This window comes from Marinifilum flexuosum (genome assembly GCF_003610555.1).
GTDB classification, from domain to species: Bacteria; Bacteroidota; Bacteroidia; order Bacteroidales; family Marinifilaceae; genus Marinifilum; species Marinifilum flexuosum.
In genome coordinates this window covers 116,347-131,125 of sequence record NZ_RAPQ01000009.1, presented here as the reverse complement: position 1 = coordinate 131,125, position 14,779 = coordinate 116,347, and the positions used below count along the sequence as shown (strand labels likewise).

Annotated in this window: 16 protein-coding genes; 9 read left to right on the top strand and 7 right to left on the bottom strand. The window is 34.7% G+C overall.

Annotation, left to right across the window (positions count from 1 at the left end):
• Positions 1–153 precede the first annotated feature (153 nt).
• Positions 154–432 carry a putative quinol monooxygenase gene (locus BXY64_RS10450; RefSeq protein ID WP_120239914.1) on the bottom strand — a complete coding sequence of 93 codons (279 nt, stop codon included), beginning with the start codon at positions 430–432 and terminating at the stop codon, positions 154–156.
• Between the two features lie 98 nt (positions 433–530).
• Here BXY64_RS10450 and BXY64_RS10445 point away from each other — a divergent pair, with 98 nt between their 5' ends.
• Together BXY64_RS10445 and BXY64_RS10440 are read left to right on the top strand one after the other, a co-directional pair.
• Complete coding sequence (locus BXY64_RS10445) at positions 531–1,535, top strand: PhoH family protein (protein WP_120239913.1); 1,005 nt, start codon at positions 531–533, stop codon at positions 1,533–1,535.
• A 247-nt stretch (positions 1,536–1,782) separates the two neighbouring features.
• On the top strand, positions 1,783–2,730 hold the full coding sequence (locus BXY64_RS10440; RefSeq protein WP_120239912.1) for a phosphoribosylaminoimidazolesuccinocarboxamide synthase: 948 nt from the start codon (positions 1,783–1,785) through the stop codon (positions 2,728–2,730).
• Positions 2,731–2,838: 108 nt separating this feature from the next.
• On the opposite strand, the gene BXY64_RS10435 is transcribed toward BXY64_RS10440, so the two are convergent.
• The 4 genes from BXY64_RS10435 to BXY64_RS10420 all read right to left on the bottom strand — a co-directional run bounded on the left by BXY64_RS10435 (position 2,839) and on the right by BXY64_RS10420 (position 4,117).
• Entirely contained in the window at positions 2,839–3,174 is a 336-nt protein-coding gene (locus BXY64_RS10435; protein WP_120239911.1) for a translation initiation factor, read from the bottom strand.
• A 125-nt stretch (positions 3,175–3,299) separates the two neighbouring features.
• Entirely contained in the window at positions 3,300–3,503 is a 204-nt protein-coding gene (locus tag BXY64_RS21705) for a PLDc N-terminal domain-containing protein (protein WP_120239910.1), read from the bottom strand.
• A 3-nt stretch (positions 3,504–3,506) separates the two neighbouring features.
• A complete protein-coding gene (locus tag BXY64_RS21700; RefSeq protein ID WP_373280245.1) occupies positions 3,507–3,683 on the bottom strand; it encodes a PLDc N-terminal domain-containing protein in 177 nt (58 codons plus the stop codon).
• 98 nt (positions 3,684–3,781) lie between these two features.
• Positions 3,782–4,117, bottom strand: a complete 336-nt coding sequence (locus BXY64_RS10420; RefSeq protein ID WP_120239908.1) for a TraR/DksA family transcriptional regulator — start codon at positions 4,115–4,117, stop codon at positions 3,782–3,784.
• Positions 4,118–4,240: 123 nt separating this feature from the next.
• Here BXY64_RS10420 and BXY64_RS10415 point away from each other — a divergent pair, with 123 nt between their 5' ends.
• From BXY64_RS10415 to BXY64_RS10400, 5 genes are all read left to right on the top strand, one after another.
• Entirely contained in the window at positions 4,241–5,080 is an 840-nt protein-coding gene (locus BXY64_RS10415) for a helix-turn-helix domain-containing protein (RefSeq protein ID WP_120239907.1), read from the top strand.
• A 239-nt stretch (positions 5,081–5,319) separates the two neighbouring features.
• A complete protein-coding gene (locus BXY64_RS10410; protein ID WP_120239906.1) occupies positions 5,320–6,471 on the top strand; it encodes an iron-containing alcohol dehydrogenase in 1,152 nt (383 codons plus the stop codon).
• Between the two features lie 552 nt (positions 6,472–7,023).
• On the top strand, positions 7,024–7,842 hold the full coding sequence (locus BXY64_RS21430) for a sulfide/dihydroorotate dehydrogenase-like FAD/NAD-binding protein (RefSeq protein WP_207784667.1): 819 nt from the start codon (positions 7,024–7,026) through the stop codon (positions 7,840–7,842).
• Between the two features lie 24 nt (positions 7,843–7,866).
• A complete protein-coding gene (gene gltA / locus BXY64_RS21425) occupies positions 7,867–9,369 on the top strand; it encodes an NADPH-dependent glutamate synthase (RefSeq protein WP_211334473.1) in 1,503 nt (500 codons plus the stop codon).
• 155 nt (positions 9,370–9,524) lie between these two features.
• Entirely contained in the window at positions 9,525–9,983 is a 459-nt protein-coding gene (locus BXY64_RS10400; protein ID WP_120239905.1) for a ferritin family protein, read from the top strand.
• A gap of 154 nt (positions 9,984–10,137) precedes the next feature.
• On the opposite strand, the gene BXY64_RS10395 is transcribed toward BXY64_RS10400, so the two are convergent.
• Together BXY64_RS10395 and BXY64_RS10390 are read right to left on the bottom strand one after the other, a co-directional pair.
• The gene (locus tag BXY64_RS10395; protein ID WP_120239904.1) at positions 10,138–11,037 is read right to left on the bottom strand and encodes an SPFH domain-containing protein; all 900 of its coding nucleotides are present in this window, start codon (positions 11,035–11,037) and stop codon (positions 10,138–10,140) included.
• Between the two features lie 80 nt (positions 11,038–11,117).
• Complete coding sequence (locus BXY64_RS10390) at positions 11,118–11,702, bottom strand: tyrosine-type recombinase/integrase (protein ID WP_120239903.1); 585 nt, start codon at positions 11,700–11,702, stop codon at positions 11,118–11,120.
• Positions 11,703–12,153: 451 nt separating this feature from the next.
• On the opposite strand from BXY64_RS10390, the gene BXY64_RS10385 reads away from it, so the two are divergent.
• The gene (locus BXY64_RS10385) at positions 12,154–12,609 is read left to right on the top strand and encodes a ferritin family protein (protein ID WP_120239902.1); all 456 of its coding nucleotides are present in this window, start codon (positions 12,154–12,156) and stop codon (positions 12,607–12,609) included.
• A 167-nt stretch (positions 12,610–12,776) separates the two neighbouring features.
• On the top strand, positions 12,777–14,756 hold the full coding sequence (locus tag BXY64_RS10380) for a PBP1 and LysM peptidoglycan-binding domain-containing protein (protein WP_120239901.1): 1,980 nt from the start codon (positions 12,777–12,779) through the stop codon (positions 14,754–14,756).
• Positions 14,757–14,779 lie beyond the last annotated feature (23 nt).

Genomic DNA, 14,779 nt, shown 5'->3' with positions numbered 1-14,779 from the left:
TTATGATTTCTGCAAATTACTTTACGTATTTTTTTTGTTAAAAGTTGTGGAGAAGCGCTTAAATTTATTGTACAGTAATTGCTGTGGGTGTAAATTTAAGTTGTAGTGAAAATAGGATTGAAAAATGGTTTTGATAAGAGAAGAAGCCTGTAATTAGGCAAGGCTCCAAGCTTGTGGTTTGTTGGCAAACCATTGTTTTACCTGGCTCCAGTTGCCACGGAAAAAATCTGATTCTCGATAAATGTTTAATGCTGATTCGGATTCCCAATGACTCACAGTAAAAAAGATGGAAGAATTGTTTTGATCCTGTAAAACTTGTAGGTAAGAACATCCTTCGAAGGCCAAAATATCAGCTTTTTCATTCTTTGTCAGGATTTTGAAATCCTCAATATGCTCCTTTCGGATTTCAAGTTTTACAAATCGGATAATCATTGGAATTTTATTTAATAATTTTCACTAGTAAGGAGTTTACAAATCAGAATTAATAACTAATTTGTGAGCTCAAATGTAATGAATATTGAAAAAACTATATGATAGAAAAGAGTATATCTTTAGGGGTAATTGACCCTCTTGAATTTTATGGAATTAACAATGCAAAACTTGAAGTGGTAAAGGAGTTGTTTCCGAAGCTAAGAATTGTGGGCAGAGGAAATGAAATTATCGCAAGCGGAGAGGAGAAAATACTTGAGGTATTCGAGGATAAAATCAATTTGTTGATTCAACACTACAACCAGTACAATGTTCTTACTCTTGCCAATATCAAAAGAATCATTCTTGAAAATACGCCAGGCATTCAAGACCCTGATGATCCTGAAAGTGTAATTATTTTTGGGAACAATGGGAAAATTATTCGTGCCAAAACAGCCAATCAGCGTAAGCTGGTAGAAAAATCAGCTAAAAACGATATGGTGTTTGCTGTAGGACCTGCAGGATCGGGTAAAACCTATACGGCAATTGCTTTGGCGGTTAAAGCTCTGCGCAATCAGGAGGTAAAGCGTATTATATTGAGTCGTCCAGCGGTTGAGGCTGGAGAGAATCTTGGTTTTCTTCCTGGCGATTTAAAGGAAAAGATTGATCCGTATTTGCAACCGCTTTACGATGCTTTGTTGGATATGATTCCGCCAAGAAAACTGGCTGATTATTTGGAAGCTGAGGTCATTCAAATTGCACCTTTGGCCTATATGCGAGGTAGAACCTTAAATGATGCTTTTGTAATATTAGATGAGGCACAAAATACAACTACCAAACAGTTGAAAATGTTCTTAACTCGTATGGGAACCAGTGGTAAGTTTATGATTACCGGTGATATTACCCAAATTGATTTGCCTCGCAAACAACAATCAGGTTTGATTCAGGCATTCCGAATTCTTCGAAAGATTAAGGGAATTGCAATGGTGGAGTTCGATAGTTCGGATATTATTCGCCACCGTTTGGTAAAGGAAATTGTTGCAGCTTACGAGAAAGAAGACGAGAGGGTAGAGCAAAGGATAAAAGAGAAAAAGCTGGAGGAGAAGAAGAAGGACAATGATCAGTAAATAATGAACAATTATCAATTCAGATTGGGGTGTATTTTTGCATCAACTTATTGAATAATTAGGGTTTTCCCTATAGGATAAATTCAAGGTGAATTTTCTGTAACAAATTCCATATTTGTTCTTTTTTACAATTTTACTTTTATCTATCTTCGCAACTAATTGAAATATCTATTGGCTAATGGCTAACAACTTTTGGCTTTTAGCTTAATTTAAACCGTTTTATAAATTATTTGAATTTTTTGGAGCAATGAAAGAAGCTATTGTTAAAACAGATTTTAATTTTCCGAATCAGAAAAATGTTTACAAGGGTAAGGTAAGAGACGTTTATAATATCAACGACGAATATCTTGCAATGGTTGTTTCTGATCGTATTTCGGCATTTGATGTTGTATTGCCTAAGGGAATTCCTTTCAAAGGTCAGGTTTTGAACCAAATTGCAGAGCGCTTCTTGGATGCAACTGCAGATATTGTTCCAAACTGGAAAATTGCTACTCCAGATCCAATGGTAACTGTTGGTCATTTGGCTGAGCCATTCATGGTTGAAATGGTAATTCGTGGATACCTAACAGGACACGCATGGAGAGAATACAAAGCTGGAAAAAGAACATTATGTGGTGTACCACTTCCTGAGGGAATGGTTGAAAACCAAAAGTTCGAAAAACCAATTATTACACCTACAACCAAAGCTTTAGAAGGTCACGATGAGGATATCTCAAGAGAAGAGATCTTAGAACAAGGTATCGTGAGTAAAGAAGATTACGAAGCTCTTGAAAAGTACACAATGGAATTGTTCCAGAGAGGTACTGAAATTGCTGCTGAAAAAGGTTTGATTTTGGTGGATACAAAATATGAGTTCGGTAAGAAAGATGGTAAGATTTACTTGATCGACGAAATTCATACTCCTGATTCATCTCGTTATTTCTACATTGAAGGTTACGAAGAGCGCTTGGCAAATGGCGAAGCTCAAAAGCAATTGTCGAAAGAGTTTGTTCGTGAGTGGTTAATGGAAAATGGATTCCAGGGTAAGGAAGGACAAGAAGTTCCTGAAATGGATGAGGCAAGAATTAACCAAATTTCTGAGCGTTACATTGAGTTGTACGAGCAAATTATTGGTGAGAAATTCGTTAAAGCTGAAGCTACTAGCGTTAAAGAAAGAATTGAAAAGAACATTGAAGCTTGTTTGAAAGAAATGTAAGCTTTGTAAGATGATATAAGAAAACCCCGAAATCCAAGGATTTCGGGGTTTTTATATTTGTATGATGTACAGACACACGGTCGTGTGTCTCTATAACAATCATTGAAATCATCCACCAACACGTTTCACCTGGTAACCTTCTGCTTTTAGGATATCCATAATCTTATCTCGGTGATCGCCTTGAATCAAAATCTCTCCATCTTTAGCAGATCCTCCGCCACCACATTTCGATTTTAGCATTTTTCCTAAATCCTTTAAATCATCAGGACTGCCAACAAAACCTTCAATTAAAGTAACTACTTTACCCTTGCGCTGTTTTTTATCTAGTAAAACCTTTAGTTTTTGCTGATTAGGGGGAAGTGTTTCTTCTACAAAATCTTCTTCGTATTCGTAGTTGTAATCTGGATTGGTTGAGTATACGATATTTTTTTTCTTTTTAGCCATAACAAAAAGGATAAAGTTTAAAGTAATAAGTATAAAGTTGGTAGGAGGTTGATTATCTCCGAACTTTGTAACTGCTAACTGCTAACTGCTAACTGCTAACTGCTAACTGCTAACTGCAAAGATACCTATTTTCTCTTTCGATGTTTTATGCGGTCGTAAAAATAGATAATGGAGCCAATAATCGGAATGAAGATTACCAGTAGAATCCAAATTAATTTGTCGATTCCCAGTAATTTTCTTTTGAGGATATCTACTATTGCAACAATAGGCAGAAGAATGGCTACTATTTTAAGTAGTAGCCAAATATTAAATAGAATTGAGGTAATCATACTTTATTTTCTAATTTTTTGTTTCAGTCCAAATATAAAATAAAGAATTGGACCAAAAAATGGGAACAGCAATACTACCAGAACCCAAATTAGTTTGTTCGAGTTTGTAAATTCATTTCTAACAATATCTATTAAAGCGATCAATGGCAAAAGGAAAATTAAAATCGAGAAAACGATCATGATGATCATGCCAACTCCGGAAAAACAGCAACTGTCGCACATTTTTAAAAAGTTTGAGTTAGATGAAAGAGTTTGTCACTATTAAAGTTACGGAATAATTACCTGCTTGCACAGCGAACACACTTTTTACTTTCGGGCATGATCATGATTCTTCCGATAGGAATTTCGGCACCACACTTCATGCATTTTCCAAAATTAGGGTCATCCAGGTTTTTCACTGTTTCTTTTAAAGCAATTAATTGGGATTTCTTCTTGCGTAATGCGGCCTCGTTTACACTTTTGTTATTAATGGCATCCATTCGGCTAACTCGTCCAATGGCAGAATCCGGAGAAATGGGTTGGGTTAAATCTTTTAGTGTAACAATTTCAACTTCCAGTTTTTCAATCTTTTCTTTTATCTGGTTTTCAATATGGTCTCTGTTCTCTTGTATCATTTTGAGTTGCTTAAAGTTTGGGTTATTCAAAGATAGCATAAAATGTAGATTGCACTTTATTGTTGAATACTTATGAGAAAATGAATTACTTTTGTCTCAGATTCTTTATTTAATCGAGTTAGCATGTCGGTAGCAAATATTCCAGAAATATATATTCAATCGGATAGTCGAGAGCAAGATTTATTTGTTTATGATTTTAAAATGACCAGTGATGTAGTTAAAAGCAAGGTCAATTTAAGCATGAACATGTTTAGTTTTTTGCAGATAGGTAAAAAACAGGTTCATTTTGCCGATGCATCAGTAATGGTGAATAAGGAACAATCCTTATTAATACGTGAGGGAAATTGGCTATGGACAGAGCTTTTGGACAATGATGATATCTATTATTGTAAGCTATTTTTCTTTTCTGAAGATAGATTAAAGGAATTCTTGGAGAAATATCCTATTCAAGAAGGGAAGTTAAAAGAGGAAGTGCCATTTTTTGTGATAGAGAATGATGAATATATCGCTTCGTATATCGGTACGCTCTCCAGAATGGCAGCCATGCCTTCAACTTTTAACGAAAACCTGCTTTCCATTAAGTTCGAAGAAATCATGTTGTATCTTATTGGAAAATATGGAGAGAAGTTTGAATTGTACCTTCATTCATTGATATCTAAAGAACATTCCCCATTTAAAAAGGTGATAGAGAGCAATGCATATTCGAATCTAAAGTTAGAGGAAATTGCCTTTTTGTGTAATATGAGTCTGTCAACATTCAAACGCAATTTTATTGCAGAATATGAAATGTCACCAGGAAAGTGGCTTCAGGATAAAAGGCTGCAAAGAGCAAAAGAGTTATTACAACAAGGTGATGTTACAGCTTCGGACATCTATCTGGACTTTGGATATTCTAATCTTCCTAATTTTAGTATTGCCTTTAAAAATAAATTTGGAATTAGTCCAACGGAAATTACTAAGTAATTCATAGCTATATAAAATCCTTATTTTATAGGGTGTCTGTAGGGTGTGTTAGGATAAAAGATTCATTTTAAAATCAACTTGACCTTTTTTAATAATAGAATGAACTTTTTCAGTAAGCATGCTGAAGGGGACTTGCCATACTTTTGTCAGCGTAATCATTAACAATGGTTCAAGACTGAAATGAGCATTCAGTAGAACAATTGTTTTGAATTGATAAAAACCAAATTAAATAAAAAGTTATGGCAAAATTTATCGTACCAAAAGAGATCTTCCACGGATTGGGAAGTCTTGAAAATTTAAAAGAATTAAAAGGTAAAAAAGCAGTTATCGTAATTGGAGGTAACTCGGTAAGAGCAAATGGTTCATTAAAAAGAACTGAAGACTTTTTGAAAGAAGCAGGAATTTCTTCAGTAGTATTCTCAGGTGTTGAAGCTGATCCATCTATTGATACTGTGAAAAGAGGAGCTGATTTCTTCACACAAGAGCAACCAGATGTTATTGTTGGTTTAGGTGGTTGTTCAGCTATTGATGCGGCAAAAGCAATGTGGGTATACTATGAGTATCCAGAGTCAACTCTAGAAGAGTTAGCAGCTCCTTTTGCAGTTAAGAAAATGCGTAGCAAAGCTTATTTTGTAGCAATTCCTTCAACAAGTGGTACTGGTACCGAAATCACAGGTCTTTCTGTAATCACAGACAAAGAAAAAGGAACCAAGTATCCAATTGTTTCTCACGAGTTAACTCCTGATGTATCAATTGTTGATGGTGAACTTTGTGAAAGTATGCCGGCTCATGTAACTGCAAACACTGGTTTAGATGCTTTAAGTCACGGTGTTGAAGCTTACGTATCAAATATTGCTGATCGTTACAACGATTCTTTGGCAAAAGGTGCTATTGAATTGGTATTCGAAAACTTACCAACAGCTTACACTGAACCAAACAACAAAGAAGCTCGTCAGGCAATGCACGATGCATCATGTATGGCAGGTATGGCTTTTACCAATGTATGGTTGGGAATTGTTCACTCTATGTCTCATCAAATTGGAGGTACTTTTGGTATTCCTCACGGATGTGGTAATGCTATTCTAATGCCTAATGTAGCTCGTTTCAACTCTAAAGTTACCGACAAATATGAAGATTTAGCTGCTTTGTTTGGAAAATCAACTGCTGAAGATTTTGCACAAGAAATTGAAGCTTTACGCTTAAAAGTAGGTGTAGTTGGTTCTATTAAAGAATATGGTATTAGCCAGGAAGAATGGGATGCTAAATTGGATACATTAACTGAGAATGCAATGAAAGATCCATGTACCTTATTCAATCCTCGTAAACCAAAGTTTGAAGAGATTAAGGCAATCTATCAGGCATGTTACGAAGGAACAAAGATTGATTTCTAATCACAGTTATATCGTAATAGAACGAAGGGTATCCTGAATTATGGATGCCCTTTTGTGTTATTTTAGATAGTATATACATCTAGTAAATATGGATTCAGTAAATTGTTACAGTTTCTCCTTTATTTGTTTCAGGTCAAAGCCAGATGTATAAGTTAAGTTTGTCATATAACCATTCAGCAAGTGAAATGATGAAAAGAAGTGTTTGTACAAGTTTCTAATCTCGATTTATTCTTGATAGGATTGTAGGGAGAGAAATATTTCTGTATTTTTTGCATAAGTAGTTGTAATGCTATATTTTACAAACTCGTTATTTGCAGGAAGAGGTGATTGTTCAAAAACGCTGAGAATCTAAGGGTTTAATTAGATTTATCCTAAACTAAAAAACTGTTTAAAAATACTTTTTTAGTTGTAGGTAGGTATGCCACTTCTTTTTACATTTGGAATAGAAACAAGTGCTGAAATTCAGATATGGAAACGATTGCGAATTAGCATGTTCCAAAGATGAATAAGTCAGTTTTTATTCTGTTTTTTCATTCATTTATAAAAAAAGTAATGAACAAGATCGTTGAAAAAGAAAATTTTTCAGAAAAAGTAGTAAAAATTGTAGTTGAAGCTCCTTTAATTGCTAAAGCACGCAAACCAGGTAACTTTGTTATTGTAAGAGTTGGCGAAAAAGGAGAAAGAATTCCTCTAACCATTGCAGGTGCAGATGTTAAGAAAGGAACCATTACCATGATTGTACAAAAAATGGGGGTTTCTTCTCAAAAACTATGTGCTTTAGAAGCAGGTGATTACGTTACCGATTTAGTTGGGCCGTTAGGTAAGCCGACCGAAATTCATAATGTAGGTACTGTTCTTTGTTGCGGTGGTGGTGTTGGAGTTGCGCCACTATTACCAATTGTAGAAGGATATAAGAAAGCGGGGAATAAGGTAATAACTGTTCTTGCAGCGCGAAATAAAGATCTTTTGATTTTAGAAGATGAAATGCGCAAACATTCCGATGAGGTGATCATTATGACTGATGATGGATCGTACGGTAAAAAAGGTTTGGTTACAGAGGGTATGGAAGAAGTAATACAACGTGAAAAAATTGACGAGTGTATTACTATTGGTCCTGCTATCATGATGAAATTCTGTTCTCTGCTAACCAAGAAGTACGAAATTCCAACCATGGCAAGTTTGAATAGTATTATGGTTGATGGTACTGGTATGTGTGGAGCATGTCGTGTTACTGTTGATGGTAAAACTAAATTTACTTGTGTTGATGGACCTGAATTCGATGCTCATAAAATCGATTTTGATGAGATGATGTCGAGACTAGGTGGATACAAGTCAGAGGAACAAGATAAAATGGATCATTTTCAGGAATAATCAACTAATAACAAAATCAGGACAATGGAAAGGTCTGAAGAGTATATAAAAAACGAGCGCAAAAAAGAGTGGAGAGTTGAGCTCCAAAAGAAAACAAAGGCCAAAGATCGTATGGCTATTGAAAGGGTCGAAATGTCAGAACAAGACCCTAATGAGCGTATCAAATCACAAAGAATTGAAGTAAATAATGGACTGACTAAGGAACAGGCAGTTAAGGAAGCTATGCGTTGTATGGACTGTGTAAATCCTACATGTATGGAAGGTTGTCCGGTAAGCATTAACATTCCTAAGTTCATTAAAAATATTGAAAGAGGCGAGTTTGGAAAGGCCGCTTCTGTATTAAAAGAAACAAGTGCATTGCCTGCAGTTTGTGGTCGTGTTTGTCCACAGGAAGTTCAGTGTGAGCAGAAATGTTTCTATGTTGAGAAATTAAACCAACCATCGGTTGCCATTGGATACCTTGAGCGTTTCGCTGCTGACTGGGAGAGAGAATCGGGTGAGATTGCTGTTCCGGAATGTGCAGAGTCTAATGGAGTGAAGGTTGCAGTAATCGGATCAGGTCCTTCGGGATTGTCTTTTGCTGGTGACATGGCTAAGTTGGGTTACGACGTAACTGTATTCGAAGCTCTTCACGAGATTGGTGGTGTATTGAAATATGGTATTCCTGAATTCCGTTTGCCAAATGCTGTTGTTGACGTTGAAATTGACAACCTACGCAACATGGGTGTGAAGTTCATCACAAACTTTATTGTAGGACAGACTGCTTCATTGGAAGACCTAAAAGAAGAAGGCTACAAAGCATTCTATGTAGGCTCAGGAGCTGGATTGCCAAGATTCATGAACATCCCTGGAGAGAATGCCAATGGTATCCTTTCATCAAACGAATACTTAACTCGTGTGAACTTGATGGGAGCAGATGCTGAGGATTCAGATACTCCGGTTCTACGTGGTAAAAACGTAGTAGTAGTAGGTGGTGGTAACACTGCAATGGACTCGGTACGTACTGCAAAACGTTTAGGAGCTGAAAGAGCAATGATCGTATATCGTCGTTCTGAAGAGGAGATGCCTGCACGTGTTGAAGAGGTTCACCACGCAAAACAAGAAGGTGTTGAGTTCTTGACTCTGACAAATCCTATTGAATACATTGCTGACGATAACGGTCGTGTGAAGCAAGTAAGAGTTCAGAAAATGGAATTGGGAGAGCCTGATGCATCAGGACGTAGAAGACCTATTCCTATGGAAGGATCGGAATACAATATCGATGCAACTGTAGTAGTTGTTGCTGTTGGTGTATCTCCAAACCCATTGATTCCAAACTCGGTTGAAGGATTGGAAGTATCGAAGTGGGGAACCATTGAGGTAGTGAAGGATAAGATGCAGTCTTCCATTCCGGAAGTATTTGCAGGTGGTGACATCGTGCGCGGTGGTGCTACAGTAATCCTTGCAATGGGTGACGGTCGTAAGGCTGCTGCCAATATGGATGTATATTTGAAAGAAAAATATTTGTCTCAAAAAGTAGAACAATAGGTATTGGCAAACAGCTTTTAGCGGACAGTTAAAAGCTTAAAAGATGCTGTCTGCTATATGCTGAAAACCGATAACTATATCAAATTATTCATTATCTTTCATTAAAAAGGATTTTGAAATAATAAGATTGCGATACTTTAAAATTGAAATAAGATATGAAGGAATTTAATTCACTTGAGGATATTCTAGATTTTGCTATCAACGAAGAGCAAATGGCTGCTGATTTCTATACTGCTTTGGCAGCGAAAATGGATCACCAGGAAATGAAAGATACTTTTGAGCAATACGCTTTGGAAGAGATCGGACACCGTGCGAAGTTGGAGTCTATTAAAAATGGTAAGGAGTATAAGGTATCAGAAGAAAAGGTAGCTGATTTAAAGATTGGTGATTACCTTGTTGATGTTGATACTGAAAAAACAAACATTACCTACCAGGAAGCTTTAACCATTGCGATGAAAAAAGAGAAAGCTGCATTTAAATTGTATAACGATTTGGCTGCTGCTGCATCTGATGAAGTTTCACGTGATATGTTTTTGATGTTAGCTCAGGAAGAAGCAAAACACAAATTGAGATTCGAAGTAGAATATGACAACAACATCTTAACTGAGAACTAGAATTTGTTTGATAATACTGAAGAGCCGTAGCATTGCTACGGCTTTTTTATTGCTTGAAATTCAATTGATCTTAATTGAAAAGACAAAATAAAAATCCCTAAAGCTCAGGAAACATTAGGGATTTTAAATGTCAAATATTATTTTGTAATTAGCCTTAGTTTTTGTGTTGGTTGCTAACCACATCAGCTCCAACCATAGCTTCCATCATTTTTCCTTTCATACCTAGGTCGGAAGTCATAAAAATCACATTTTTATTCTTTTCTCCCATACTGATTAGTGTCTCTTGGTCGATTAGTTTTATCACTAATTCGGTAGCGTCTTTAATTTCCATGTTGGTTCCTACAGTTAAATCTTTAATGGCTTTTTCACGTCCTTTTAAAACGGCCATTTGTTGTAAAGCAACACCTTCACCCTGTAATTTTTTACTTTCTTTCTCTGCTTCAGCTGCTTTGATAATCAGAATTTTTTCAGCTTCTCCTTTTTCTTCAGCAGCTTGACGAAGTCTTTTCTGTTCGTTAATCGCATTCATTGCATCTACAACTTTAGCATCGGGTAAAATGTCTACTACCAATGTCTTTTTAATGTCAAAACCATAGCTAGACAATAATGAATTCAGACCTTCCATAACCGTATTAGCAATGTTGTCTTTATTCTCATAAACCATATCCAACTCCATTTTTGGTACCTCTGCTCTTACGGCATCGAAAACAAATGATTCTATCTGTGCAGTTGAATCTGCAAGCTCGTAAAATGAGTTTTTAATGCTCTCCATGTCAGCCTTAATAAGATATTGTATCGCAACTTCAATCTTTAAAGTAACCTTATCCTGAGTAATGGTTTCAACTGGAACGCGCAATTCCTGAATTTGTAAATTTTGAACACCAACTACCTGATCTATAATCGGAATTCTTAAACTAATACCTGCCTTTCGCACCGATTGAAATTTACCCAATCGTTGAATGATTTTGGCTTGTTTTTGATTAACGATAACAATTGAGAAGAGCAATAATATTACTGCAAGTACACTAAAAATAATGATAGCTAAATTTTCCATTGTTTAGTTTTTTTATGAATTAATATTGATTTTGTTAATGATATGTTTTGTGACTAACTTTTAATTTTTGTTTTATTGGATTACATTGAGAATATCATATAGTTATCCTTGTCTTCAGAAGAATTAGAACAGCCTAAAAACTTAGCTGTTATTTTCCAGGAGGCGTGCCCCAATAATTGGGAAATCCATCTTTTTGCATCAGCCGAGAAGTTCTTAGTTTCCAAAAATTTTATGCAAAAAGTCTTTAAAAAACTATCTGAGGATAAATTCTGATAAGGTATTTCGTATTTGGTAAAAAGCAATTTGATTTGCTTGTTAACATACTGCGAGGATAAAACTTGTTTACCACTATTGTTTAAAAATATATGCTGTTCTATATCTGGAGTCTCCATTTTGCAATAGATTCTACGAATCAGGTTATTAATATCATCAATGATATAAATGGTTCTTAATTTGTTTTTATCCATAATTTCAAAAGAAGTTTTATTTAAAACATCTTCCCATCTAATTGTTAAAATGTTTTTTAATCTAAGACCAAAAAAACATCCAAAAGCAACAATTAAAGCAATTTTATACTGTTTGTTCAACTCAAGTTTTTGAATGGTAAGAGGAATGAATTTCCATTCAATATGTTCAGATTTTGATATGTCTCCTTGTATTGCCATTTCGATTGGTAATTGTGAATTCTTAAGTGAAAATAGATAAAAAGTTTCAAAAAACAAATTAAATGTGCAAAAATGAAACTAAAAAGAGGGTGTTGTTTTAATAATTATTCAACAGAGATTATATTTTACCTATTATAACGACTTAATTGAAATAGAGTTATGTATTGTTTTTATGAGTAAAATAGAGAGTGTGAATAGATCAACAAAAGTTTGTTGAAAGTGTATAATACTGCTGATATTCGGTTTTTGAATACATATGTTTCATCTAAATACAATTTCAATTAAGGAATAAATAAGTGTAGAATGATAGATTTTCGGTTCATGGTTTCTTAAAAGCAAATAATCTTTTTGACATCGAATCAATTATTTTGTAACTTATTGATTTGATACTTTTTAAAGTAATGTGCTTGGTTGAGTTAATGTGGTTGTAAACGTCAAAATAGTAGGTTAGATGAAAATTTTTAGAACTTTTGAGGAAATTATCGATTATGCGATTGATAGTGAAATGAGCGAAATTGAGTTTTACTCAGATTTGGCAGAGCGGATGGATAGGAAGAATGTGAAGCAATTATTCATGAATATTGCTCTTGAGAAAACTGCGAGAATGTTAAGACTAGAAAAGATGAAGGATCTTAAGGTAGAGTTCGATGTTGATGAAGTACAGGATATGAAAATTGCAGGTTCGCTAGAGGATATTGATTGTACAAAAACAGATCTATCATATCAGGAGGCTTTGATTCTTGCCATGAAAAAAGAGAAAGAGAAGTTCAAATTCTATTCTGAGATGTCAGAGGTGGCAGTAAATAATGAGTGCAGAGATATATTTATAGCTTTGGCAAAAGAAGAGGCTCGACAAAAGCTGAAGTTTGAGATTGAATATGATGAATTTGTTCTGGTAGAAAACTAATTTATAGATACTTTATGTGTTGACTTTATAATCGGAGCTGAGCTGTTCAACTCCGATTTTATTTTTTCTATGGCGCAATTCTTGTATATATTTTGTTTTCAAAGCATACTTTAGTATTTTTGTTTGCAATTTGAATAAACTATAAACGTTTGAAAAACAAATATTTAATGAATTGTTTTCTTCGCATTTTTCTCTTGATTGGTCTTTCTTTAGGGACTGTTAATTTTGCTCATTCTCAGAATGCTACAATTGAAATATCTAAAAATAAGGTAGTTGTTGGTGGTAAAACCTATCTTTTGCATGTAGTAAAAGAAAAACAAACTTTATTTTCCATTTCAAAAGCCTATGGAGTGGCACTTAATGATCTTATGAAAGTTAATGGCAAAAGTCAGGCTACAGTAAGTATTAATGAAGTGTTGCGAATTCCTTTTGTTGAAGGGCAAAAGGCGATTTCGCCTATTATTGTCAAAAAAGAGGATGGTAGATACATCTATCATGTTGTAAAGGAAGCTGATACAGTTTATTCGCTTTCGAAAAAGTATAGTGTGTCAATGGCATCTATCGAGAAGGAAAATCCAGGAAGCAATCAGTCTTTGCCATTGAATTCTGTGGTAAAAATCCCCAAAAATCAACAGCAAAAAGAAGTAAAGGAATTAAGCGTTCCAAAGCACGATAAAAAATATTACTACTACGTAATTAAAGCTGGTGATACGCAGTATTCAATTGCAAACGAGTTTATGATGAAGCAAAAAAAGCTTCGAAAATTAAATCCGAAATTAAAGAATAAAATTTTACAACCTGGTGATTGGGTGAGAATTCCACGCTATTTGGTACCACTTGAGTATTTTGAGATAAAAGAAACACCAAAGGATACAATTAAAGAAGAGTTGGTTGTTCTGGATACCATACAACAGGTTGATGAAGTGGTAGCGGAGGTTGCCAAGAAAAAGGTGAGTGTTGGTTTATTTTTACCATTGTATCTGGAAGCCAACGATACTATTAATCAGATCGTAACTTATAAAGATACCATTGAAATTGTTACAGAAAGAGAATCACGTGTAATTTATCGCAAGTCGCGCGAATTTATTCGTTTTTATCAAGGAGTATTGCTGGCTGTTGATTCTTTGCAAAAGGAAGGATTGTCGGTAGATTTGCATGTTTTTGATACTGAGCGAAATCCTGAGAAATTACAAAGAACTTTATCGCAAATTCAATTTATTGATTTCGATTATTGGATTGGTCCTGTGTATCCACGAACATTCGCAGTAGCTGCTGATTTTGCCAGAACAAAGAAAATTCCAATCATTTCGCCTTTGTCAGCAAAGAATCCTCAAATCGATTCTAATCCTTTTGTGATACAATTGAATACTTCATTAAACTCAATTTGTCGACAAATTTCAAACTATGTAAGTGAAGATTTTGAGTACAAGAATATTGTTGTTGTGCATCCTGAAAGATACAAGCATTTAAATGAAGCAAAATTGATTAAGGATATCGAACATCAGCTGTTCGAAAAAGGATTGTATTGGCAAACCGATGAAGTATCATATAAGAAAATTTCGTTTGATGAATATGGTAGATATGGTTTAGAGGCTACCATGTGCGATTCATGTGAAAACATAGTGATTTTGCCATCGAATGATCAACCTTTGGTGGAGAATATCATTACCAATTTAAATGTCTTGAGCCAAAGATATGCGATACGTTTGGTGGGATTCTCGAAATGGCAAAGATATACCAGTTTGGAAGCTGACTATTATTACAATTTAAATTTCTCATTGTTTAGTCCTTATTTTGTTGATTATAAAGAAGAAAAAGTCAATAAGTTTGTGAATGAATTTAGAAATAGGTTTATGAGTGAACCAAGTGACTTTAGCTTTAGAGCATATGATATTTGTAGGTTCTTTTCGTTGGCAGCAAGTAAGTTTGGAACCGATTTTCCAGAAAAGATGAATGAAATGGAGGTGGAGCTATTACAATCTGCTTATCATTTTGAGCGAATGTCAGCATTTGGAGGGTTGGAGAATAGAGGGACTCATTTGATAAACTATTCTAGAGATTTCAAAATCAGACACAAAGAAATGAAGTTGAAAGAAGAAGAAAAAGAGCAGGAATTGGATTTATTGCAAAAATCATTTGAATATTAAATAGCGTAAATTCAATTTATAAT

Excerpts from the sequence above, each read along its gene's own strand:
- BXY64_RS10435 (WP_120239911.1), bottom strand. The coding sequence starts at position 3,174 with ATGGCTAAAAAGAAAAAAAATATCGTATACTCAACCAATCCAGATTAC.
- BXY64_RS10450 (WP_120239914.1), bottom strand. The coding sequence starts at position 432 with ATGATTATCCGATTTGTAAAACTTGAAATCCGAAAGGAGCATATTGAG.
- BXY64_RS10420 (WP_120239908.1), bottom strand. The coding sequence starts at position 4,117 with ATGATACAAGAGAACAGAGACCATATTGAAAACCAGATAAAAGAAAAG.
- BXY64_RS10415 (WP_120239907.1), top strand. The coding sequence starts at position 4,241 with ATGTCGGTAGCAAATATTCCAGAAATATATATTCAATCGGATAGTCGA.
- BXY64_RS10440 (WP_120239912.1), top strand. The coding sequence starts at position 1,783 with ATGAAAGAAGCTATTGTTAAAACAGATTTTAATTTTCCGAATCAGAAA.
- BXY64_RS21705 (WP_120239910.1), bottom strand. The coding sequence starts at position 3,503 with ATGATTACCTCAATTCTATTTAATATTTGGCTACTACTTAAAATAGTA.
- BXY64_RS21700 (WP_373280245.1), bottom strand. The coding sequence starts at position 3,683 with ATGATCGTTTTCTCGATTTTAATTTTCCTTTTGCCATTGATCGCTTTA.
- BXY64_RS10395 (WP_120239904.1), bottom strand. The coding sequence starts at position 11,037 with ATGGAAAATTTAGCTATCATTATTTTTAGTGTACTTGCAGTAATATTA.
- BXY64_RS10410 (WP_120239906.1), top strand. The coding sequence starts at position 5,320 with ATGGCAAAATTTATCGTACCAAAAGAGATCTTCCACGGATTGGGAAGT.
- BXY64_RS10400 (WP_120239905.1), top strand. The coding sequence starts at position 9,525 with ATGAAGGAATTTAATTCACTTGAGGATATTCTAGATTTTGCTATCAAC.
- BXY64_RS10385 (WP_120239902.1), top strand. The coding sequence starts at position 12,154 with ATGAAAATTTTTAGAACTTTTGAGGAAATTATCGATTATGCGATTGAT.
- gltA (WP_211334473.1), top strand. The coding sequence starts at position 7,867 with ATGGAAAGGTCTGAAGAGTATATAAAAAACGAGCGCAAAAAAGAGTGG.
- BXY64_RS21430 (WP_207784667.1), top strand. The coding sequence starts at position 7,024 with ATGAACAAGATCGTTGAAAAAGAAAATTTTTCAGAAAAAGTAGTAAAA.
- BXY64_RS10380 (WP_120239901.1), top strand. The coding sequence starts at position 12,777 with ATGAATTGTTTTCTTCGCATTTTTCTCTTGATTGGTCTTTCTTTAGGG.
- BXY64_RS10445 (WP_120239913.1), top strand. The coding sequence starts at position 531 with ATGATAGAAAAGAGTATATCTTTAGGGGTAATTGACCCTCTTGAATTT.
- BXY64_RS10390 (WP_120239903.1), bottom strand. The coding sequence starts at position 11,702 with ATGGCAATACAAGGAGACATATCAAAATCTGAACATATTGAATGGAAA.